Origin of the sequence: Burkholderia diffusa (genome assembly GCF_902499115.1) — a bacterium.
Classification (GTDB): Bacteria; Pseudomonadota; Gammaproteobacteria; order Burkholderiales; family Burkholderiaceae; genus Burkholderia; species Burkholderia diffusa.
On the sequence record NZ_CABVPN010000018.1, the window covers coordinates 140,215 to 162,588 of the forward strand.

Consider the following 22,374-nt stretch of genomic DNA (forward strand, 5'->3'; position numbering starts at 1 on the left):
CGGCCGCTCGATGTCGGTGGCCTGGTTGGCGCCGATCCACCGGATGGCCTCGTCGACAAGCTGCGACGGGCGTTCCGCACGAATACCCGTGCCGCTGGCGGGGTGAACGCGCGACGCCGTGCGGCCGCGCGCGAGTGGCCCTACAATCGGCGGACGTCATAAGCAAATTACCCGGTGCGATAACGGCCGGCCATTGCCGGCGGGGCACGCCGGCCTTTTCCCAGCCCAGATCAGATCATGTTCACTAGACTGCGCGAAGACGTTGCGACGATTCGCGAGCGGGATCCCGCCGCTCGCAGTGCCTGGGAAGTGCTGACCTGTTACCCGGGGCTGCACGCGCTCGTGCTGCATCGCTTCGCGCATGCATGCTGGCGCGCGAAACGCTACTGGCTTGCACGCTTCGCGTCGCAGGCCGGGCGCTTCCTGACGGGTATCGAGATTCACCCGGGCGCGACGATCGGCCGGCGCGTGTTCATCGATCACGGGATGGGTGTCGTGATCGGCGAAACCGCGATCGTCGGTGACGACTGCACGATCTATCAGGGCGTGACGCTCGGCGGCACCTCGCTCACGCGTGGCGCGAAGCGCCACCCGACGCTCGAGGCCGGCGTGATCGTCGGCGCGGGCGCGAAGGTGCTCGGCGGTTTCACGGTCGGCGCGGGCGCGAAGATCGGTTCGAACGCGGTCGTCGTGAAGCCGGTGCCGGCAGGTGGCACCGCGGTCGGCAATCCGGCGCGCATCGTGATGCCGGCGCAATCGAAGCCGCAGCCCGAGCGCGCCGCATTCTGCGCGTACGGGATCACGCCGAACGCGGACGACCCGATGTCACTCGCGATTCACGGCCTGATCGACCACGCGGCGAAGGAAAGCCGGCGCGTGGACGAGATCGTCGCGGCGCTCGAGCAACTCGGCGCGCATCTGGAAACGATGCAGGGCGTGGATGCAGCGCGTCTCGATCTGCGCAGGCTGTCGGCGGTGCTGGAAGGCAAGGCGCTCGAGCGCCAGTCGTAACGCGGTGCACGCCGGCGGCCACCGGCAGCGCCGATCGCGTCAGTCGAGCGGCATCGCGTGGATGCCTTCGGCGTCGACGCGCAGATAGCCGCCGCGTGGCTTGCCGTGGTCGAGATCCCAGTCCGGCAGTACCCAGCGAATCCCGCCCGGTTCGGCGTGACTTGCGGGGCGATGCGTGTGGCCGTGAATGATTACGCTCGCGCGGCTCTTCCGGAACAGCGCGGCGATGCCTTCACGCGTGACGTCGTAGCGCGGCGAAGCGGGGCGCATCCGTCCCGCTTCGCTGTTCGAGCGCATCCGTTGCGCGAGCGCGCAACGCCAGCGGAACGGCCAGGCGAGAAACAGTGCTTGCGCGATGCCATTGCGGGCAAACCGCCGAAATATCTGGTAGCCGCGATCGGCCGTGCATTGCGCGTCGCCGTGCGCGAGCACGATGCGCTGGCCGAACGACGTGATCAGCGCCGGGTCCGGCAGCAGCATCGCGCCGGCCGCCTTCATGAAGCGCCGGCCGAGCAGGAAATCGCGATTGCCGTGCATCACGTAGAGCGCGATCCCGCGTTCCGAGAACGTATGCATCAGCGCGGCCATGCGCGCCGCGAACGGATCGTGGTCGAGCACGTCGTCGCCGATCCAGTATTCGAACAGGTCGCCGAGGATGAATACCGAGTCGGCGCTGTCGGCCGTGTATTTCACGAAATGCTCGAACGCGGCGACCGTCTTCGGAATCGCCTCGCTCAAGTGCAGATCGGAGAGAAACAGGAACGGGCGTGCGGCTTGCGCGTATTCGCGCTCGCCCGGCACGCCCGCGGAGACGCTTCGCGGCGGACTCTCCTGCAACATCGAAGTGCCTCCGTAACGGACTATGCGTCAGACCACCACGGCCTTTTCGATCACGACGTCGTCGGTCGGGACGTCCTGGTGGAAGCCCGCGTTGCCCGTCTTGACACCCTTGATCTTGTCGACCACGTCCTGGCCTTCGACGACCTTGCCGAACACGGCGTAACCCCAGCCCTGCGGCGTCGGCGACGAGTGGTTCAGGAAGTCGTTGTCATTCACGTTGATGAAGAACTGGGCGGTCGCCGAGTGCGGATCGTTCGTGCGCGCCATCGCGATCGTGTAGTTGTCGTTCTTCAGGCCGTTGTTCGCTTCGTTGTCGATCGGCGCGTCGGTCGGCTTCTGCTTCAGGCCCGGCTCGAAGCCGCCGCCTTGAATCATGAAGCCGTTGATCACGCGGTGGAACACCGTGCCGTCATAGTGACCCTTCTTCACGTAGTTGAGGAAGTTCTCGACCGTCTTCGGTGCCTTGGCGGCGTCCAGCTCGAGCTTGATCACGCCGTGGTTCGTGTGCAGTTCAACCATGATGAATTCCCTTCGGTAAGGCGGTTTAAATGGCACGCGGCCGGTCGTGCGACGCGGCCGCGTGTGGCGCCGGACGTGCCGGCAGGTGCTTATTTCGAGACGATGCTGGCCGACTCGATCAGGACCGGCTGGGCCGGCACGTCCTGCATCGGGCCGCGCGAGGTCGTCGCCACGCCTTCGATCTTCTTCACGACGTCGAGGCCCGACACGACCTTGCCGAACACCGCATAGCCGTTGCCGTCCGGGTTCGGGTAGTCGAGGCCGCTGTTGTCGACCGTGTTGATGAAGAACTGCGCGGTGGCCGAATTCGGATCGCTGGTACGCGCCATCGCGATCGTGCCCGTCAGGTTCTTCAGACCATTGCGGCTTTCCAGCGGGATCGGTGCGCGGGTCGGCTTCTCCTCGAAGTTGGTCTTGTAGCCGCCGCCCTGGATCATGAAGCCCTTGATCACGCGATGGAAGATCGTGCCGTTGTACTGGCCGGCCTTCACGTAATCGAGGAAGTTGGCGACCGTCTTCGGCGCCTTCTCCGGATAGAGCTCGACGCGGATGTCGCCCTGCGAGGTCTTCAGCTGCACGACGGGGTGCGCGGTGGCCGATTGCGCGAACGCGGGCGCGGTCGCGAGAAGGGCGGCGCCGCCAAGCGCCAGCAACAGACGTTTCATTGCGATCCTCAGATTGGGAGGGAAGGAAGGTTGCGCCGCTTACTGCGACGGCGCGACGTACGGCGCTGTCAGCGCACCGGACGGACCATTGAACTGGAACGTCGGCGACATCGGCAGCGTAGTGGTGCTCACGTTCGCGGCGGCGCGATCGGTGTACGCGCGCGTGGCGGGCGTGACGGCGCGCGCGTTCGCTGCCGCCTTCGGCGGCGACACGATCTTCTGCAGGTCGGCGAGGCGTTGCGCAGTCGCGCCGCTCGTGCGGCCGAGCGATTGCGCGCGCTTGTACGATTCGGCCGCGAGGCGCAGATAAAGGTCGCCGAGGTTCTCGTACGCGAGCGAGTAGCTCGGGTTCGATTGCGTCGCGGTGACGAGTGCGCTGCGCGCTTCGTCGTAGCGGCCGTGCTTCGCGTAGAGCGCGGCGAGGTTGTTGTACGGTTCGGGCAGTTCGGGGTAGGCCTGCGTGATCGCGACGAACTGCTGGATCGCGTCGTCGTCGCGGTTCAGGCGGGCGAGCACGGTGCCGCGCTTGAACTGCGCCTGCACGTCGTGCGGGTTCGACGCGATGCGCGCGTCGAGCTGCGCGAGCGCCTGCTTCCACTGCTTGCCGGCGATCGACGCGTCGATTTCGGGGGTGCCGTCGGCGACCGCAGGGGCCTTCTGCGCATGCGCCGCGGGAGCCGCGAAAAGCGTCAGCGCGACGCTCATGACGGTGGTCGCGACGAGGGTCGCAGCGCTCGGCGCGCGGCCGCGATGAGGTTTCATAGGCGTAAATCGGAATGTTATACTCCGAGCCATTCTAACAAAACGTCTGCGCGTTCCGGCGAGCGGCAGACAGTCTTTCTTAGCCTCTCGTGGCCGTCACCGCTGTGCTTGCAGCCTGACCGCCCCATGTGATATCGAGGACGCGCGGCCTGGTGCCGCGGCAGATGGTCCGTCCGTTTCGCATGCTGGGCGAGCTTCGCCAGGGCGGTTTCCTTCGGCTCACGGTTCATCTCTATGGAATCACTGCGCATCTACAACACGCTCGCGCGTGACAAGCAAGTTTTCGTGCCGCGCCAGCCCGGCGAAGTGCGGATGTACGTATGCGGAATCACCGTCTACGACTATTGTCACGTGGGCCACGCGCGCATGCTGGTCGTGTTCGACCTCGTCCAGCGCTGGCTGCGTGCGATCGGCTATCGGGTCACGTACGTGCGCAACATCACCGACATCGAGGACAAGATCATCCGCCGCGCGGTCGAGAACGGCGAGACGATCAAGTCGCTGACCGACCGGTTCATCGACGCGATGCACGAGGATGAAGCCGCGCTCGGCATCCAGCGGCCCGACGTCGAGCCGCGCGCGACGCAGTTCATCCCGCAGATGCTCGGCATGATCGAGGCGCTCGAGGCGAACGGCTACGCGTACCAGGCGACCGACGGCGACGTCAATTACTCGGTGCGCAAGTTCGCTAACTACGGGAAGCTGTCGGGCAAGTCGCTCGACGACCTCCGCGCGGGCGAACGCGTCGCCGCGAACGACGCGAAGCAGGATCCGCTCGATTTCGTGCTGTGGAAGCGCGCGAAGGACGACGAGCCGGAGGGTGCGTCGTGGGCGTCGAAGTACGGGACGGGCCGCCCGGGCTGGCACATCGAGTGCTCGGCGATGGGTTGCTCGCTGCTCGGCAACCATTTCGACATCCACGGCGGCGGGCAGGATCTGCAATTCCCGCACCACGAGAACGAGATCGCGCAGAGCGAAGGCGCGACCGGCGAGACGTTCGTCAACTACTGGATGCACAACGGCTTCGTGCAGGTCGACAACGAGAAGATGTCGAAGTCGCTCGGCAACTTCTTCACGATCCGCGAAGTGCTCGAGCGCTACGACGCCGAGGTCATGCGCTTCTTCATCGTGCGCACGCACTACCGGTCGCCGCTCAACTACAGCGACGTGCATCTCGACGATGCGCGTGCGTCGCTCACGCGCCTGTATACGGCGCTGAAGGATGTCGAGCCGGACGCGCTCGCGCTCGACTGGAACGAGCCGCATGCGCAGCGTTTCGCGGCCGCGATGAACGACGACATCAACACGCCGGTCGCGGTGGCGACGCTGTTCGAGCTGGCGGGCGAAGTCAACCGCACGCGCGATGCCTCGCTCGCGCGGCAACTGAAACAGCTGGCGGGCCTGCTGGGCCTGCTGGGCCGCGAACCGCGCGTGTTCCTGCAGCAGGGCACTGGTGCCGCACAGGCAGGCGGGGTCGCAGCCGACGAAATCGAAGCGAAGATCGCCGCGCGCGTCGCGGCGAAGCAAGCGAAGGACTATGCCGAAGCGGACCGGATTCGGGCGGAACTGCTCGACGCCGGCATCGCACTTGAAGACAAACCGGGCGGATCGACCGAATGGCGTCGCGTATGAGCGCGGTGCGTTCCACTGACCGATCCGTCAGGTAGGAGGCAAGATGGCAACGGCCAGAAAAGCGCCGGTCAGGCGCGCGACTCCGCTCGCCGCGCGTCCGGCGGCCAAGCGCGCGCCAGCGGCCAGGGCGGACGCGACGCGCGCCGTGCCGAACGGCGCGCTCAACGGTCATGCGAGGCCAGCGCGCGGGAAGGGCGCGGATGCGGCGCAGCCGGAGGTCGCGATGGCGGCCGCTGACGCGGCCCGCAAGGTGCGTGCAGCCGATGCGGCAGTCGACGGCGCCGACGGTGCCGTGCGTCCCGCATACTGGGACAAGGCGTGCGCCGATCTCGTCAAGCGCGACCGCATCCTGAAGAAGCTGATCCCGAAGTTCGGCCCCGCACACCTCGTGAAGCGCGGCGACCCGTTCGTCACGCTCGCGCGTTCGGTCGTCGGCCAACAGATCTCGGTGCCGTCCGCACAGGCGCTGTGGGCGCGCATCGAGGATGCGTGTCCGAAACTCGCACCGCAGCCGGTCATCCGGCTCGGCGCGGACAAGCTGATCGCGTGCGGATTGTCGAAGCGCAAGACGGAATATATTCTCGATCTCGCGCAACACTTCGTGTCCGGCGCGCTGCACGTCGACAAATGGACGTCGATGGACGACGAGGACGTGATCGCCGAACTCACGCAGATCCGCGGCATCAGTCGCTGGACGGCCGAGATGTTCCTGATCTTCAACCTGTCGCGGCCGGACGTGCTGCCGCTCGACGATCCGGGCCTGATCCGCGCGATCAGCGTCAATTATTTCAGCGGGGAGCCCGTCACGCGCAGCGAGGCGCGTGAAGTGGCCGCCAACTGGGAGCCGTGGCGTACCGTCGCGACCTGGTACATGTGGCGCAGTCTCGACACGCCGGACGCCGGCGCCGATTGACGGCTATCGGGTTTTAAACATCAATAGTTGAGAGCCGGTCTTGCACGTCGCCCGCGCGGGTAGAATACGCGCTGCTGCAAGACCCAAGGATTCGAACACATGAAGACCACGTTTCTGGATTTCGAACAGCCGATCGCCGAACTCGAGGCCAAGATCGAAGAGCTGCGATTCGTGCAGGACGACTCGGCTGTCGATATTTCGGAAGAAATCGAGCGGCTGTCGAAGAAGAGCCAGCAACTGACGAAGGACCTCTACGCGAATCTGTCGCCGTGGCAGGTCTCGCAGATCGCGCGGCATCCGCAGCGTCCGTACACGCTCGATTACGTTGCGGAACTGTTTACCGATTTTCACGAACTGCATGGCGACCGCGCATTCGCGGACGATATTTCGATCGTCGGCGGTCTCGCGCGCTTCGGCGGCCATCCGTGCATGGTGATCGGCCATCAGAAGGGCCGCGACACGAAGGAACGCGCCGCGCGCAACTTCGGGATGCCCCGTCCGGAAGGCTATCGCAAGGCCGAACGCCTGATGCGTCTTGCCGAGAAGTTCGGGTTGCCGATCTTCACGTTCGTCGACACGCCGGGCGCGTATCCGGGCATCGGCGCGGAAGAGCGCGGCCAGTCGGAGGCGATCGGTCGCAACCTGTACGTGATGGCCGAACTGAAGACGCCGATCATCACGACCGTGATCGGCGAGGGCGGTTCGGGCGGCGCGCTCGCGATCGCCGTGGCCGACACCGTGATGATGCTGCAGTTCTCGACCTACTCGGTGATCTCGCCGGAAGGCTGCGCATCGATCCTGTGGAAGAGCGCCGCGAAGGCGCCCGAGGCTGCGGAAGCGCTGGGCCTGACCGCGCATCGCCTGAAGGCGCTCGGCCTGATCGACAAGATCATCAACGAGCCGCTCGGCGGCGCGCATCGCGATCCGAAGGGCATGGCCGCGCTGCTGCGCCGTGCGCTCGCCGATTCGCTGCGCCAGTTCCAGGGCATGAGCATCGATGCGCTGCGCGAGCGCCGCTTCGAGCGCCTGATGGCCTACGGCAAGTTCAAGGAAACCACGCCCGGCGCATGACCGGCGTGTTCGCATCGCGCGCCGTCCGGCGCGCGTCCGTCTCGTGATCCCCTCGACCGAATTCTCCGCCGACCGCGTCGTTCTCGACGCGGTCGGCGTTGCGCTTGCCGATCTGCCGGCCAATGCGCGCATCGCGATCGCGTACAGCGGCGGCCTCGACTCGACCGTGCTGCTCGACGCGGCCGTGCGCGTGGCGGGCGCATCGCGCTGCGTCGCGTTGCACGTGCATCACGGCCTGAGTGCGAACGCCGACGCATGGGTCGCGCATACGCAGGAGACGGCCGAGCGACTCGGCGTCGCGTTCGAATCGGAACGTGTCGACGTGCCGCGCGACAGCGGCCTCGGTGTCGAGGCGACCGCGCGCGAGCGCCGCTACGCGGCGCTCGACGCGATGTGCGAACGTCATGGCGTGGCCGCGCTCTGGGTCGCGCAGCATGCCGACGACCAGGCCGAGACCGTGCTGCTGCAGTTGCTGCGCGGCGCGGGGATTGCGGGCCTGGCCGCGATGGCGCCGCGCTATCGCCCTGACGGTACGAGCGTCGAACGCGTGCGACCGCTGCTGCGATTGTTGCGCGCGCAACTGGAGCGCTACGCGGCGCAGCGCGAGCTGACGTGGATCGACGACGAATCGAACGGCGATACGCGCTATGCGCGCAATGCGCTGCGCCTTGACGTGCTGCCGTCGCTCGCCGTGCATTTCCCGGGCTTTCGCGATGCGCTGGGCCGTGCGGCCCAGCATGCGGCCGCCGCGCAACGGCTGCTCGACGATCTCGCCGAACTGGATTTCGCCGGCGCCGCGCGCGACGAGGGCCACGCGCTGTCGCGCGATGCGCTGGTCGCGTTTGACGACACGCGCGGCGCGAACCTGCTGCGTTTCTGGATGCGCCGGCTCGGCTTGCCCGGCGCATCGGCAGGGCGGCTCGCGAACATGATGCGGCAACTGCGCGCCGCGCACGACTCGCATGCGCTGCGGATCGATCACGCGGGGCAGTGTCTGCGACTCTATCGCGACACCGTGTACTGGGAGGCGGGCGACAGCGCCGAGCCGGCCGACGACGGTGCCGGAACGCCGCACCCCGAATCATCGCTTGCGTGGGACGGCCAGGAAGTCTGGCACGTACCGGCATGGCGCGGCACGTTCGTATTCGCGCCGGCCGAAGCCGGCAGCGACGGCGCGGTGCCGGAGGCGCTGCTGCGAAGCGCCGCGCTCACCGCGCGCGCCCGCGCGGGCGGCGAGCGGCTGCGTACGTCGCCCGGCGGCCCGGGCCGCACGCTGAAGAACCTGTTCCAGGAGCGCGGTGTGCCGGCCTGGCAGCGTGACGTGCCGCTGCTGTTCGCGGGCGACCGGCTCGTCTACGTGCCGCGGCTCGGCGTGAATCATGGCGACGGGCTGTCCGGCGACGGCGGGTGGCGCCGGATCGAGTGGCGTCCCGACCTGCTGATCGCGTAGCGCCCGCACACTTCCGGCCGCGCGATCGCGCGCCGGTTTTCACCATTTGGTAAACAGCGCCGGAACGCTTGCCAAACCGGCGGGCGGCTTGTCAAGCGGGCCTCTATCGGGTACGCTCGGTCGTTTGCTCGGCTCGATTTTTGAGCGATTTGTGCAGGTTTTCCGCGTGACGTACCCGGTTTGCGCGGCCTGATCGGCCTTCCGGGCAAAATCCGTCACGCTTGCGTGTTGCGTCCCAGCCGTCCCCCTCGCCGTCCGTCCACAGCCACAAGCCGCGTGACCGAACGGCAACGCGGCCTGCCCAGCGCGCCCGTGCGGCTTCTCCTTCTGTTCAGAACGACAATGGCACTCATCGTACACAAATACGGCGGCACTTCGATGGGCTCGGTCGAGCGCATCAAGAACGTCGCGAAACGCGTCGCAAAATGGCATCAGGCCGGGCACCAGATGGTGGTCGTGCCGTCCGCGATGTCCGGCGAAACCAACCGTCTGCTCGGGCTCGCGAAAGAGATTTCGAGCCAGCCGAGCCCTCGTGAGCTCGACATGATCGCGTCGACCGGCGAGCAGGTCAGCGTCGGCCTGCTGTCGATCGCCCTGCAGGAAATCGGCGTCGAGGCCGTGAGCTATGCCGGCTGGCAAGTGCCGATCAAGACCGACAGCGCGTTCACGAAGGCGCGTATCCACTCGATCGACGACGAGCGCGTGAAGGCCGATCTGAACGCCGGCAAGGTCGTGATCATCACGGGCTTCCAGGGCGTCGATCCGGATGGCCACATCACGACGCTGGGCCGCGGCGGCTCGGACACGTCGGCGGTGGCGGTCGCGGCCGCGCTGGATGCCGAAGAGTGCCTGATCTATACGGACGTCGACGGCGTCTACACGACCGACCCGCGCGTGGTCGAAGAGGCGCGACGCCTTGATCGCGTGACGTTCGAGGAAATGCTGGAAATGGCCAGCCTCGGCTCGAAGGTCCTGCAGATCCGCTCGGTCGAATTCGCCGGCAAATACCAGGTGAAGACGCGCGTGCTGTCGAGCCTGACCGATCCGCTGATTGCGCTCGACGAAGAAATGCGCTCGGGCACCCTGATTACTTTTGAAGAAGACGAGACCATGGAAAAGGCAGTCATTTCCGGCATCGCGTTCCAGCGCGACGAAGCACGCATTGCGGTGATGGGCGTGCCCGACAAGCCGGGCATCGCGTATCAGATCCTCGGCCCGGTTGCCGACGCGAACGTCGACGTCGACATGATCATCCAGAACCAGAGCGTCGAAGGCAAGACGGACTTCACGTTCACGGTCGGCCGCGGCGACTACCAGAAGGCAATGGACATCCTCACCAACCAGGTGCAGGGCCATGTGAGCGCAGAGCGCGTGCAGGGCGACCCGAAGGTGTCGAAAGTGTCGGTCGTCGGCGTCGGCATGCGTTCGCACGTGGGCGTCGCGAGCAAGATGTTCCGCACGCTGTCGGAAGAGGGCATCAACATCCAGATGATCTCGACGTCCGAAATCAAGATTTCGGTGCTGATCGACGAGAAATACATGGAGCTGGCTGTTCGCGCGCTGCACAAGGCATTCGAACTTGATCAGGCCGCGTGAATTTTTTGTGATGCATTGAAGAAAATGCATCATGGAAATTGACCAACGGCTCCAAACCCTATATGATCTTGTTCTCGTCGCACTGCCTCCCTGGTGCGAGCGAAGGTTTGGGAGACGTGGCCGAGAGGTCGAAGGCACTCCCCTGCTAAGGGAGCATCTGGGCCAAAACCTGGATCGAGGGTTCGAATCCCTCCGTCTCCGCCAAAAGCGGTGACAAAGCCCCGCAAGTTCTCGGACTTGCGGGGCTTTTTCTTTTCCGCTGCGCTGACGGGCTCGCCGCTCGTCGCCACGCTGTCGTCCGGATAGCCAATCAATGCTCGACTTGAGCAGCGCTCATGCGCTAAATAGGCGTATCGCCTCGCGCGGCTCAATCCGGAGTTCCGGCACGCATGCATTCCGTACTGACCATCCTTTCGCATCGACCCGTCGACGGGCTTGTCGACAATCACGGACGTTACGCGCGAGGCCGCGGCTACCGGCACGCGATCGTCGACGGCACGCACGTATACGGCGAGCGTCAGCAGGTGCTCCACAAGTACCACGCGATCATCGCGCAGCTCGTCGCGATGGAGCAGGGTGCGTTGCTGCTCGTGCTCGATCCGTTCTCGGTAGTGTTCGGGCAGCATGCGTTGCCGGATGTCGCGGACGGTTATGACGCGATCGTCACGACGCAGACGTCGAAGTCGCCGTTGCCCGCCGCAAGCGGCATGATCTTTCGCAACGTGCCCGACGTGCGCGAGCGCTTGCGCAAGCTGGTGGTCGAGCTCGGCAAGTGGGCGATGCGCCTGCCCGAGCGGCAAAATGCATGCGAGGCGACGCTGCTTGCCGAGCACTTCCCGCCGCTGCCGTTCGATCAGCCGCTCGCGACCGGCTATTTCGCGTCGGCCCAGACAGTGTGGGGCGAAGGGCTTGCAATCGACGGCGTCGTCGGTGCGCATCCGCTCGTGGCGCACCACGCGCCGGAATGGCAGCAGATCGATGGCGTATGGGCGCCGACGCCCGACTACGACTTTCGCTACGTGCTCGCGCTCGTCGACGATGCGGCGCGCGTTCAGCGGGGCGAGCAGCCGCGCGCGATGGATGACTGGCGCGCCGCGCAGCAACGAACGCGCGAGCCGGCGCGGCACCTGAACCCGCATGCAGACATCGCGTTCGTGAGTCTGCACACGTCGCACATCGCGGGTTACGGCGATCTCCACGAAGAGAACTTCGTTCGCTATTGCGCGCGACACGGCTATGCGTACCACGCGTATCGCGAACCGCCCGCGTTCCTGCCGGCCGGGGTCGATGCGAACTGGGCGAAGCTGCACCTGATTCGCGAACATCTGCCGGATCACGCGTTCGTGTTCTGGGTCGACGCCGACATCCTCGCGATCGACCAGCGGCAGACGGTCGACAGCGTGATCGACGGCCGCGATTTCGTGATCGGCACCGATCACACGGCCTGGGCGATCAACTCGTGCATGATCGGCGTGCGCAACGTCGCGCCGATGCGCGAACTGGTCGAGCGCATATGCGCGCGCATCGAGAATATCGGCGATCGGTCGTCGGTCTATGCGAGCGGCGGCGATCAGCAGGCGATCTATGTCGAACTGTTGGAGGCGGGCATGATCGACGCGCGCTACATCGTCGATGCGATGTCGCTCGCGTCGTCGCCGGTCTATGCGACGCGCGACAGCCGTTTCGTCCATTTCCCCGCGCAACACAACCACTATCGAGCGGTGACGATGCGCGTGTGGGACAGGCTGAGCCATCAGCGCTAACGGAATGCACCGCGACTTCCGGTGTTCCGGATCGCGCCGATCGGCCGTCATTGAAGTGAAAATGAAAGTATCGATGTAAGGATTGAATCGGTCTCATTCATCCTTCCCCGCATTCACCGCCTGCACCCCGAAGAATCGGTCTTCAGACAAAAATGCGGCATCGCACCGATTCACACGATCGACGCTGCGTCGCATTACAAAAAATTACTCATAAAAATCAGCGGCGTATCCGGGCATCGTGAAACGAAGCTTTGCTGCGATGCAAAAAATAATCAATCGCCTTATGCTGGTTAACCCGATTGCGCTTGAGCGGCGTCAACCTTTGCGCTGATTCCGCTTTACATTTTGCCAACAATGGCGATCCACGAAATCTATCTGTCGATTTGATTTCGTTCCCTTCGTCGCGCCTGTTCCCAATGCAGTGCGCGACCTTCTCAAGGCCTGTTGACATGCTTGATTTCCCCTTTCTGAGCCTGGCGATCTGGGTTCCGATCCTGTTCGGCGCGTGCCTGCTGCGTGCGGGTTCCGACCGTCATCTGCAGCGCACGAGACTGATCGCGCTCGTCGGCGCGTTGGCGGGGCTGGCCGCCGTCGTGCCGCTTGTCGCCGGTTTCGATTCGCAGTCGGCCGCGATGCAGTTCGCCGAAACCCGCAACTGGCTGGCGGCCTTCAACGCCGGCTGGCGCGTCGGGATCGATGGCGCATCGCTGTGGCTCGTCGTGCTGACCGCCTTCACGACGCTCGTCGTCGTGATCGCGTCGTGGGAGTCGGTGACGGTGCGCGTCGCGCAGTACTACGCGTCGTTCCTGATCCTGTCGGGGCTGATGGTCGGCGTGTTCGTCGCGCAGGACGGGCTGCTGTTCTTCATCTTCTTCGAGGCGACGCTGATTCCGCTGTACCTGCTGATCGGTACGTGGGGCAGGGAGCACCGCGTCTACGCGGCCGTGAAGTTCTTCTTCATCTCGTTCGCGGGTTCGCTGCTGCTGTTGATGGCGATGCTGTACCTGTACGCGAAGTCGCATACGTTCGACATGAACGCATGGCGCACGCTGCAGCTCGGCTTCGCACCGCAGTTGCTGGTGTTCCTCGGATTCTTCGCCGCGTTCGCGGTCAAGGTGCCGATGTGGCCGGTGCATACGTGGCTGCGCGACGTCTACACGGACGGCCCGACGGGCGCGGCGCTGATGCTCGCGATGCTCAAGCTCGGCGGCTATGGCTTCCTGCGCTTCGCGCTGCCGATCACGCCGGACGCGAGCCACTTCTTCGCGCCGGCCGTGATCGCGCTGTCGCTGTTCGCGATCGTCTACGCGAGCCTGATCGCGCTCGCGCAGACTGATCTCGGCAAGCTTCTCGCATATTCGACGGTCGCGCACATGGGGATCGTCACGCTCGGGCTGTTTCTGTTCAACCAGATCGGCGTCGAGGGTGCGATCGTGCAGCTCGTGTCGTACGGCTTCGTCGCGGGCGCGATGCTGCTGTGCGTGAGCGTGCTGGTCGATCGCACGAACCAGCGCGAGATCGCCGCGTATGGCGGCGTGGCGGGTGTCATGCCGCGCTTCGCGACGTTCGCGCTGCTGTTCGCGATGGCCAACGTCGGCCTGCCGGGCACGTCGGGCTTCGTCGGCGAGTTCATGGTCATCATGGGCGCGATTCGCGTCAACTTCTGGATCGGCGCGATCGCGGCGCTCACGCTGATCCTCAGCGCGTCGTACACGCTGTGGATGGTCAAGCGCGTCGTGTTCGGCAAGATCGCGAGCGCGCGCATCGCGAAGCTCGCCGACCTCAGCCGCCGCGAGATCGTGATGTTCGCGTCGCTCGCGCTGATCGTGCTGATGGTCGGCGTCGATCCGAAGCCGTTCACCGACGCGATCGATCCGACCGTTGCGCGGCTGATCGACGACGCCAGCCATTCGAAGCTGCCGGCCGGGGACGGTGGCGCGCCTGCGCAGGCGTACATGGCAGCGAGGCACGGCTAATTGCCTGACGCGCAGTCGTTGTGCGCACATCCATACGGGCTGGCGCGGGCGGCGTCCGGCCGGCTCGCGCTCGCCGTCCGGCCGCGTGAAATTGCCCCGCGACAATCTGTCTCACGGCAGATTTTGCAATGATGATTTGCCGCATCCACCGGTTTTTCGTCGCACCCGCGCGACGTATGATTCGGCCACTTTCGTGGATCGAATGCGCATCGGGCATACGCAACGGATTCAATGACCCTCGGGCTGTGTGATGAAAAGAAAAGCTTCAAGAGGCTGGACGGCGCTGATATCGATCGGCGCGGCGCTGAGCCTGTCAGGCTGTAATTTAGATGTACTAAATCCGAAAGGAAGCGTCGGCGCCGCGGAAAAGGCGCTGATCGCGACGTCGACATGGGCGATGCTGATCGTCGTCGTGCCGGTGATCCTGCTCACGTTGTGGTTCGCGTGGCGTTACCGCGCATCGAACCGCAACGCCGCCTACGCGCCGAACTGGTCGCACTCGACCGCGATCGAGGTCGTGATCTGGACGGTGCCGACGCTGATCATCCTGTTTCTCGGCGTGCTCACGTGGAAAACCACGCATGAACTCGATCCGTACAAGCCGCTCGAGTCGTCGGTGAAGCCGATCGACGTCGAGGTCGTCGCGCTCGACTGGAAGTGGCTGTTCATCTATCCGGAACTCGGCATCGCGTCGGTGAACCAGCTCGCGATTCCGGTCGGCACTCCGGTGAACTTCCGCATCACGTCGGATTCGGTGATGAACTCGTTCTTCATTCCGCAGCTCGGTGGCCAGGTGTACGCGATGGCCGGCATGCAGACGCGTCTGCATCTGATCGCCGACGAAGCCGGCGACTATGCGGGCACGTCCGCCAACTTCAGCGGCCGCGGTTTCTCCGACATGAAGTTCCGCACGCTCGCCGAGCCGCGCGAGCAGTTCGACGCCTGGGTGCAGAAGGTGAAGGCTTCGCCCGACCGGCTCGACGCGACCGTGTACGGCACCGTCGCGCAGCCAAGCGAGAAGGCGCCCGTGCGCTACTTCTCGTCGGTCGATCCGCGGCTCTTCCACAACATCATCGCGAAATACAACGATGGCCACGTCCTCGACCTGAAGGACGCCGCCTGCGGCACGAAGGGGTAACGCATGTTCGGCAAACTCACACTATCGGCGATCCCGTTCGATCAGCCCATCATCATGGTGGCCGGCGCCTTCATGGGGCTGGCCGTGCTGGGCATTCTCGCCGCGCTGACGATCACCGGCCGCTGGAAGTGGCTGTGGACGGAGTGGCTGACGACCGTCGACCACAAGAAACTCGGCGTGATGTACATCATCGTCGCACTGATCATGCTGCTGCGCGGCTTCGCCGACGCGATCATGATGCGCATGCAGCTCGCGCTCGCTTACAACGCGCCCGGATACCTGCCGCCGCATCACTATGACCAGATCTTCACGGCACACGGCGTGATCATGATCTTCTTCATGGCGATGGTGTTCATGGTCGGCCTGATGAACCTGATCGTGCCGCTGCAGATCGGCGCGCGCGACGTCGCGTTTCCGTTCATCAACTCGCTGTCCTTCTGGATGACCGCGGTCAGCGCGATCCTGATCAACGTGTCGCTCGTGATCGGCGAGTTCGCGCAGACGGGCTGGCTCGCGTATCCGCCGCTGTCGGAGCTGCAGTTCAGTCCGGGGGTAGGGGTCGACTACTACCTGTGGGCGCTGCAGATCTCGGGTGTCGGCACGCTGCTGACCGGCGTGAACTTCTTCGTGACGATCATCAAGATGCGCGCGCCCGGCATGACGCTGATGAAGATGCCGGTGTTCACGTGGACGGTCCTCTGCACGAACGTGCTGATCATGGCGTCGTTCCCGATCCTGACCGCGACGCTCGCGTTGCTCGGTCTCGACCGTTACCTCGGCATGCACTTCTTCACGAACGAAGCCGGCGGCAACGCGATGCTGTACCTGAACCTGATCTGGGCGTGGGGCCATCCGGAGGTGTACATCCTGATCCTGCCGGCTTTCGGCATCTTCTCGGAAGTCATCGCGACGTTCTCGAAGAAGCCGCTGTTCGGCTACAAGACGATGGTGTACGCGACCTGCGCGATCATGGTGCTGTCGTTCCTCGTGTGGCTGCATCACTTCTTCACGATGGGCTCGGGTGCGAACGTGAATGCGTTCTTCGGCATCATGACGATGATCATCGCGATCCCGACCGGCGTGAAGGTGTTCAACTGGCTGTTTACGATGTACCGCGGCCGGATCGAATTCACGACGCCCGTGCTGTGGACGATCGGCTTCATGGTCACGTTCACGCTCGGCGGCATGACCGGTGTGATGATGGCGATTCCGGGCGCGGACTTCGTGCTGCACAACAGCCTGTTCCTGATCGCGCACTTCCACAACGTGATCATCGGCGGCGTGCTGTTCGGGTACCTCGCTGGCTTCAACTACTGGTTCCCGAAGGCGTTCGGCTTCAAGCTGAACGAGAAGCTCGGCAAGGCCGCGTTCTGGTTCTGGCAGGTCGGCTTCTACGTCGCGTTCGTGCCGCTCTACGTGCTCGGCTTCATGGGCATGACGCGCCGTCTGAACCACTACGACAACCCGGCGTGGCATCCGTGGCTGCTGGTCGCCGCGTTCGGCGCCGTGCTGATCGCGATCGGCATCGCATGCCAACTGCTGCAACTGGTCGTCAGCATCCGCAACCGCAACCTGCCGGCTTACCGCGACACCACGGGCGATCCGTGGGGCGGCCGCACGCTGGAATGGGCGACCTCGTCGCCGCCAGCCGAATACAACTTCGCGGTGATCCCGCAAGTGCGCACGCTCGACGCGTATGCCGACATGAAGGCACGCGGCGACGGCCGGCCGAACCCGGCGACGATCCGCGACATCCACATGCCGTCGAATACGTGTGCGGGCCTCGTGGTCGCGATTTTCAGCCTGTTGCTGGGCTTCGCGCTCGTGTGGCACATCTGGTGGATGGCCATCGGCGGCCTGGTCGGCATCGTCGCGACGCTGGTGATCTACAGCTCGCGTGACAACGATGGCTACTACATCCCGGCATCGAAGGTGCGCAGGATCGAAGAGAAGCAACCTGCGGCACGCGTGGCCACGCATGTCGACGACGTGGAACTGGAGGCCAACTGATGTTGCAGAAAACCTTGAGCGCAACCTTGCTCGAGCACGACGACCATCCGCCGTCGCACTCGGTGTTCGGCTTCTGGCTGTACCTGATGACCGACTGCGTGATCTTCGCGGCGCTGTTCGCGACGTTCGCGGTGCTCGGCAACCAGTATGCGGGCGGTCCGACCGCGAAGGACCTGTTCGACATTCCGGGCGTCGCGGTCGAAACCGCCGCGCTGCTGCTGTCGAGCATCACCTACGGTTTCGCGATGCTGGCCGCGTACAAGCAGCGGCGCGGCGCGCTGCTCGCGTGGCTCGCGGTGACGTTCGTGCTCGGCGCGGCGTTCCTCGCGATGGAACTACGTGAGTTCTCGCACCTGATCGCGGACGGTGCGGGTCCGCAGCGCAGCGCGTTCCTGTCGGCGTTCTTCACGCTGGTCGGCACGCACGGGCTGCACGTGACGGCCGGCCTGCTGTGGATGATCGTGCTCGCCGGGCAGATCGTACTGCGCGGCGGCGACCTGACCGATCGCGACCTGCGGCGCCTGACGTGCCTGAGCCTCTTCTGGCACTTCCTCGACATCGTGTGGATCTGCGTGTTTTCCTTTGTCTATCTCGCGAGCGTGATCTAAATGGCTCATTCGCATTCGTCTCAACTAGAAGAAGGGCACGGCAGTGTCGGCGGCTATGTCGCCGGCTTCATCCTGTCGGTTCTGCTCACTGCCGCGTCGTTCGGCCTCGTGATGGGCGGCGTGCTGTCGCCGCACGCGTCGCTGATCGCGCTGGCCGCGCTCTCATTCGTGCAGATCGTCGTGCACCTCGTGTACTTCCTGCACATGAACGGTTCGTCCGGCCAGCGCTGGAACGTGATGGCGTTCAGCTACACCGTGCTGACGGCGGCGATCCTGATCGTCGGCACGCTGTGGGTGATGCAAAACGTCAGCATGAACATGATGTCACGCTGAACGGCATCGCGGCGCAGCGGACGATCTCCATGCGCTTCATGCAAAAAAGGCGGCACGCGAGTGCCGCCTTTTTCTCATTTCGGCCGCGCAATACGCACCGGTCGTCAGTGCGTGCTCGTGCCCGCGTCAGCCGTCAGCGCAGGCGAGCAGTCCGTGCGGTACTCCGCGGCGAGCCGATGCTTCGCGCCGTCGAGGATCGCGCCGCGGACGCCCTTGGCCTGTTCGAGGTGCCAGTTTGCGTTCTCGATAGTGACGGTCGCATCGTCGACGAGAATGCCGACCGCGAGCGCGGGTCCGCCGAGCGTCAAAGCTGCGCCGCTTGACGCCGGGCGCGGGCCAGGATGAAAGATGTTCCAGGAAGGGCGGAACGGGCCCTCGGCCGGCACGGCAAGGCGGGCCGGGCAGGCGGGCGCGACGGCCGGGCGCCAATTGTTACAAGACGTTAGCGGGCGCTTCCCGTTGCGACGCTGCGCATCAGTTCTTACAAACTTGAAATATGCCGGGACGGCGCTTGTCGCTATAGTCGAATCACACATGAAACAACTCGAAGAGGAATCCATGAAGACTTTGCGTATTGCCTCGCTCTTGACCGGTATGACGGCCTTGCTCGTGTCGGGCGCAGCAATGGCGGGAGTCAATGTCGGGATCAACGTCGGCGTGCCGGCTCCGGTCTACGTCGCGCCCGCGCCCGTGTATGCGCCGCCGCCTCCGCCGGTCGTCTACCAGCCGGCGCCCGTGTATGCACCGGCGCCCGTCTACGCGCCGGCACCGGCGATCGTGATCGGCTGGCACGGCGATCGTTACTGGGACGGCCGCCGCTACTGGGGCCGCGACGAGTGGTATCGCCATCATGGCCGCGGCTGGGGCGGCGATCGCGGTCACGGTCATTGGGATAACGGCCGCCACAACGGCTGGCGTTGATCGACATGCGCGCATGAGATGAAGACCGCCCGCGAGGCGGTTTTCTTTTGCCTGCGCGTGCCGCGCGCGGCGGTCGCGATGCGTTGGCGCCACGCGCGAAAAGCCGCACGCTGGCTCGACGTCGAATTGAATGGGTAGAATCGACCCACGTTCCATCCCTCAATCGACCGACAGGGCCTCTATGACGAAGGGTTCGCCCCGGGCCGCCGCCGCGCGCACCCGCTTCGGCGCCGCGCGTGCAGTACGTGCCGCCGGCCGCACGGCGGCAGCATGGGCAATACAGGCGGTACTCGCCGCGACGGCCGCGCACGCGGCCCATGCGATCGCGCAGTACGGCGAGCCGAAATATCCGCCGGGCTTCAAGCATTTCGACTACGTGAACCCGGACGCGCCCAAGGGCGGCACGCTCGTGCTCGCGAACCCGAACCGGCTGACGTCGTTCGACAAGTTCAATCCGTTCACGATGCGCGGCAACCCTGCGCCGGGCATCGACATGTTGTTCGAGAGCCTGGCGACCGGCAGCATGGACGAACCGTCATCCGCCTACGGGCTGCTCGCCGACGACATCGCGATCGCGCCGGACCGCCGCTCGGTCACGTTCCACCTGAATCCCCGCGCGCGCTTCTCGAACGGCGATCCGGTAACGGCCGAGGACGTCCGGTTCTCGTTCGACACGCTCAAGAGCAAGCTGGCCGCACCGCAGTTCGGCGCATATTTCGCCGAAATCGCGAAGGCCGTGGTGGTTGACCCCGCGACCGTGCGCTTCGAATTCCGCAGCGCGAACCGCGAGCTGCCGCTGATCGCCGGCGGCGTGCCGGTGTTCTCGCGCAAGTGGGGGCTGCGCGCGGACGGTTCGCGGATTCCGTTCGACCAGCTCGCGTTCGAACAGCCGATCGGCAGCGGCCCGTACCTGATCGAGCGCTACGACAACGGCCGCACCATTACGTACCGGCGCAATCCCGCGTACTGGGGCGCCGATCTGCCGGTGCGGATCGGCACCGACAACTTCGAGCGGATCGTCTACAAGCTGTACGGCGACGGCGTCGCGCGGCTCGAGGCGTTCAAGGCCGGCGAGTACGACGTGCTGGTCGAATACATCGCGCGCAACTGGACGCGACGCGACGTCGGCAAGCGCTTCGACAGCGGCGAGCTCGTCAAGCGCGAATTCCGCCAGCACAACGGCGCGGGCATGCAGGGCTTCTTCATGAACCTGCGCCGCCCGCAGTTTCGCGACGTGCGCGTGCGCCAGGCGCTCGATCTCGCGTTCGACTTCGAATGGCTGAACCGCCAGCTGTTCTATAGCGCGTACACGCGCCTCGACAGCTATTTCGCCGATACCGACCTGCAGGCGACCGGTACGCCGGGCCCGGGCGAGCTGAAACTGCTGGAGCCGTTGCGCGCGCGGCTCGACCCGGCCGTGTTCGGGCCGATGGTCACGCAGCCGAACACAAACCCGCCGGGCTCGCTGCGCGCGAATCTGCTGAAGGCGCGCTCGCTGCTCGCGCAGGCCGGCTGGACCTACCGCGACGGCGCGTTGCGCAACGCGCAGGGCGAGCCGTTCACGTTCGAGATTCTCGACGATTCGGGCGCGGCGATGGAAGGCGTCGTGACCGCCTACCAGCGCAATCTCGCGAAGCTCGGCATCGACGCGCGCTTTCGCACGGCCGATTACGCGCTGCTGCAGAAGCGGCTCGACGCGTTCGACTACGACATGACGACGGTTCGCCTGCCGGGCGTGCAGGTGCCGGGCGCGGAGCAGTTCTCGCGCTACGCCAGCAAGTTCGCCGACGAGCCGGGCTCCGACAATATCATCGGCCTGAAGTCGCCGGCCGTCGACACGCTGCTGCATGCGCTCGGCGCCGCGCAGACGCGCGACGACCTGCTCGACGCGACGCATGCGCTCGATCGCGTGCTGATGCATGGCTATTACGCGGTTCCGCAGTGGTACAGCACCACGCACCGGATCGCCTACAAGCGCACGCTCGGCTATCCACAGACGCTGCCGCTGTACTATTCGGCCGAGGGCTGGGTCGTGTCGACCTGGTGGGCCAAGCCCGATCACTGAAGCCTGCCGGCCCTTCGTTCAACCCAGCCTATCGATCGCGAGTCGACGCCCTATGTGGAGCTACATCCTCAAACGCCTGCTGCTGATGATCCCGACGCTCGTCGGCGTGCTCACGCTCACGTTCGCGGTGATCCAGTTCGTGCCGGGCGGCCCGGTCGAACAGGCCGTGCAGGAACTGCGCAAGGGCGCGACGGAACAGGGCGCGGCGCCGTTCGGGATGCGTGCGCATACCGGCGTCGACGCGCAGCAGCTCGCACAGCTCAAGGCGCTGTACGGCTTCGACAAGCCGCCGCTCGAGCGTTACTGGCTGATGCTGAAGCGCTTCGCGCGCTTCGATCTCGGCGATAGCTACTTCCGCCACCAGAGCGTGTGGTCGCTGATCGTGCAGAAGCTGCCGGTGTCGATCAGCATCGGGTTGTGGACGTTCTTCGTCACCTATCTGATCTCCGTGCCGCTCGGCATCGCGAAGGCCGTGCGCAACGGTTCGCCGTTCGATGTCGCGACGAGCCTCATCGTGCTGGTCGGCTATGCGATTCCGGGCTTCGTGCTCGGCGTGCTGCTGCTCGTGCTGTTCGGTGGCGGGTCGTTCTGGCAGTTGTTCCCGCTGCGCGGGCTGACATCGGACAACTTTTCCCAGCTGTCGCTCGCCGGCAAGGTGCTCGACTATCTGTGGCACATCGCGCTGCCGATCACCGCATCGGTCGTCGGCAGTTTCGCGGTCATCACGATGCTCACGAAGAACGCGTTCCTCGACGAAATCCGCAAGCAGTATGTGCTGACCGCGCGCGCGAAAGGGCTCGCCGAGCGCACCGTGCTGTGGAAGCACGTGTTCCGCAACGCGATGCTGCCGCTGATCGTCGGGTTTCCAGCCGCGTTCATCGGCGCATTCTTCACGGGCAGCCTGCTGATCGAGACGCTATTCTCGCTCGACGGCCTCGGGCTGCTGTCGTACGAGTCGGTCGTGCGGCGCGACTATCCGGTCGTGCTCGGCACGCTGTACCTGTTCACGCTGATCGGGCTCGCGACCAAGCTGATCTCCGACCTCTGCTACGTGTGGGTCGACCCGCGCATTCAATTCGACAATCTGGAGCGCTGACATGA

At 65.2% G+C, this 22,374-nt stretch carries 20 protein-coding genes, 1 tRNA gene and 1 pseudogene; 16 read left to right on the forward strand and 6 right to left on the reverse strand.

The features are described from left to right. Window positions 1–237 precede the first annotated feature (237 nt). Window positions 238–1,011 (forward strand): serine O-acetyltransferase, encoded by a 774-nt coding sequence (gene cysE / locus BTE28158_RS19580; RefSeq protein WP_151050920.1) that lies wholly within the window; start codon window positions 238–240, stop codon window positions 1,009–1,011. Between the two features lie 39 nt (window positions 1,012–1,050). Here cysE and BTE28158_RS19585 read toward each other — a convergent pair whose 3' ends face one another. The 4 genes from BTE28158_RS19585 to BTE28158_RS19600 form a co-directional block, all read right to left on the reverse strand. Further along, window positions 1,051–1,851 (reverse strand): UDP-2,3-diacylglucosamine diphosphatase, encoded by an 801-nt coding sequence (locus BTE28158_RS19585; protein WP_059607914.1) that lies wholly within the window; start codon window positions 1,849–1,851, stop codon window positions 1,051–1,053. Between the two features lie 27 nt (window positions 1,852–1,878). After that, complete coding sequence (locus tag BTE28158_RS19590) at window positions 1,879–2,370, reverse strand: peptidylprolyl isomerase (RefSeq protein WP_006483987.1); 492 nt, start codon at window positions 2,368–2,370, stop codon at window positions 1,879–1,881. Between the two features lie 89 nt (window positions 2,371–2,459). Beyond that, window positions 2,460–3,035 carry a peptidylprolyl isomerase gene (locus tag BTE28158_RS19595; protein WP_012364186.1) on the reverse strand — a complete coding sequence of 192 codons (576 nt, stop codon included), beginning with the start codon at window positions 3,033–3,035 and terminating at the stop codon, window positions 2,460–2,462. Window positions 3,036–3,074: 39 nt separating this feature from the next. After that, window positions 3,075–3,797 carry a tetratricopeptide repeat protein gene (locus BTE28158_RS19600; RefSeq protein ID WP_170296462.1) on the reverse strand — a complete coding sequence of 241 codons (723 nt, stop codon included), beginning with the start codon at window positions 3,795–3,797 and terminating at the stop codon, window positions 3,075–3,077. Between the two features lie 234 nt (window positions 3,798–4,031). Here BTE28158_RS19600 and cysS point away from each other — a divergent pair, with 234 nt between their 5' ends. The 4 genes from cysS (at window position 4,032) to tilS (ending at window position 8,863) form a co-directional block, all read left to right on the forward strand. Further along, window positions 4,032–5,429: a cysteine--tRNA ligase gene (gene cysS, locus BTE28158_RS19605; RefSeq protein WP_151050918.1), complete on the forward strand. Its 1,398-nt coding sequence runs from the start codon at window positions 4,032–4,034 to the stop codon at window positions 5,427–5,429. Between the two features lie 43 nt (window positions 5,430–5,472). Further along, a complete protein-coding gene (locus tag BTE28158_RS19610; RefSeq protein ID WP_174920034.1) occupies window positions 5,473–6,342 on the forward strand; it encodes a DNA-3-methyladenine glycosylase family protein in 870 nt (289 codons plus the stop codon). Window positions 6,343–6,441: 99 nt separating this feature from the next. Further along, on the forward strand, window positions 6,442–7,413 hold the full coding sequence (locus BTE28158_RS19615) for an acetyl-CoA carboxylase carboxyltransferase subunit alpha (RefSeq protein ID WP_059607910.1): 972 nt from the start codon (window positions 6,442–6,444) through the stop codon (window positions 7,411–7,413). A 43-nt stretch (window positions 7,414–7,456) separates the two neighbouring features. Continuing rightward, window positions 7,457–8,863 (forward strand): tRNA lysidine(34) synthetase TilS, encoded by a 1,407-nt coding sequence (tilS, locus tag BTE28158_RS19620; protein WP_174920036.1) that lies wholly within the window; start codon window positions 7,457–7,459, stop codon window positions 8,861–8,863. 122 nt (window positions 8,864–8,985) lie between these two features. On the opposite strand, the pseudogene BTE28158_RS33105 reads toward tilS, so the two are convergent. Beyond that, window positions 8,986–9,223, reverse strand: a pseudogene (locus BTE28158_RS33105) (hypothetical protein); the annotation flags it as partial. Between BTE28158_RS33105 and BTE28158_RS19625 the strand changes: the two are divergent. The 8 genes from BTE28158_RS19625 to cyoD all read left to right on the forward strand — a co-directional run bounded on the left by BTE28158_RS19625 (window position 9,206) and on the right by cyoD (window position 18,287). Further along, window positions 9,206–10,459, forward strand: a complete 1,254-nt coding sequence (locus BTE28158_RS19625; protein WP_040144529.1) for an aspartate kinase — start codon at window positions 9,206–9,208, stop codon at window positions 10,457–10,459. The pseudogene BTE28158_RS33105 and the gene BTE28158_RS19625 sit on opposite strands and share 18 nt — an antisense overlap. A gap of 110 nt (window positions 10,460–10,569) precedes the next feature. After that, window positions 10,570–10,663, forward strand: a tRNA-Ser gene (locus tag BTE28158_RS19630). Window positions 10,664–10,848: 185 nt separating this feature from the next. Beyond that, a complete protein-coding gene (locus BTE28158_RS19635) occupies window positions 10,849–12,222 on the forward strand; it encodes a hypothetical protein (RefSeq protein ID WP_151050157.1) in 1,374 nt (457 codons plus the stop codon). Between the two features lie 449 nt (window positions 12,223–12,671). Next, entirely contained in the window at window positions 12,672–14,198 is a 1,527-nt protein-coding gene (locus BTE28158_RS19640; protein ID WP_151050160.1) for an NADH-quinone oxidoreductase subunit M, read from the forward strand. A 250-nt stretch (window positions 14,199–14,448) separates the two neighbouring features. Continuing rightward, complete coding sequence (cyoA, locus tag BTE28158_RS19645; RefSeq protein WP_059450408.1) at window positions 14,449–15,336, forward strand: ubiquinol oxidase subunit II; 888 nt, start codon at window positions 14,449–14,451, stop codon at window positions 15,334–15,336. A gap of 3 nt (window positions 15,337–15,339) precedes the next feature. Further along, window positions 15,340–17,346, forward strand: coding sequence for a cytochrome o ubiquinol oxidase subunit I (cyoB, locus tag BTE28158_RS19650; RefSeq protein ID WP_151050164.1), 2,007 nt, complete (start codon window positions 15,340–15,342; stop codon window positions 17,344–17,346). After that, window positions 17,346–17,954, forward strand: coding sequence for a cytochrome o ubiquinol oxidase subunit III (cyoC, locus tag BTE28158_RS19655; protein WP_059599484.1), 609 nt, complete (start codon window positions 17,346–17,348; stop codon window positions 17,952–17,954). Before cyoB ends, cyoC begins: the two co-directional genes overlap by 1 nt. Continuing rightward, window positions 17,955–18,287: a cytochrome o ubiquinol oxidase subunit IV gene (gene cyoD / locus BTE28158_RS19660; protein WP_151050166.1), complete on the forward strand. Its 333-nt coding sequence runs from the start codon at window positions 17,955–17,957 to the stop codon at window positions 18,285–18,287. A 104-nt stretch (window positions 18,288–18,391) separates the two neighbouring features. Here the strand turns inward: cyoD and BTE28158_RS19665 are convergent, their stop codons facing one another. Beyond that, window positions 18,392–18,595 carry a hypothetical protein gene (locus tag BTE28158_RS19665; RefSeq protein WP_151050168.1) on the reverse strand — a complete coding sequence of 68 codons (204 nt, stop codon included), beginning with the start codon at window positions 18,593–18,595 and terminating at the stop codon, window positions 18,392–18,394. Window positions 18,596–18,845: 250 nt separating this feature from the next. Here BTE28158_RS19665 and BTE28158_RS19670 point away from each other — a divergent pair, with 250 nt between their 5' ends. The 3 genes from BTE28158_RS19670 to BTE28158_RS19680 all read left to right on the forward strand — a co-directional run bounded on the left by BTE28158_RS19670 (window position 18,846) and on the right by BTE28158_RS19680 (window position 22,369). Then, window positions 18,846–19,208: a hypothetical protein gene (locus BTE28158_RS19670; RefSeq protein ID WP_059599493.1), complete on the forward strand. Its 363-nt coding sequence runs from the start codon at window positions 18,846–18,848 to the stop codon at window positions 19,206–19,208. Window positions 19,209–19,389: 181 nt separating this feature from the next. Further along, window positions 19,390–21,273 carry an extracellular solute-binding protein gene (locus tag BTE28158_RS19675; protein WP_151050170.1) on the forward strand — a complete coding sequence of 628 codons (1,884 nt, stop codon included), beginning with the start codon at window positions 19,390–19,392 and terminating at the stop codon, window positions 21,271–21,273. 52 nt (window positions 21,274–21,325) lie between these two features. Continuing rightward, window positions 21,326–22,369 (forward strand): microcin C ABC transporter permease YejB, encoded by a 1,044-nt coding sequence (locus BTE28158_RS19680; RefSeq protein ID WP_124622392.1) that lies wholly within the window; start codon window positions 21,326–21,328, stop codon window positions 22,367–22,369. Window positions 22,370–22,374 lie beyond the last annotated feature (5 nt).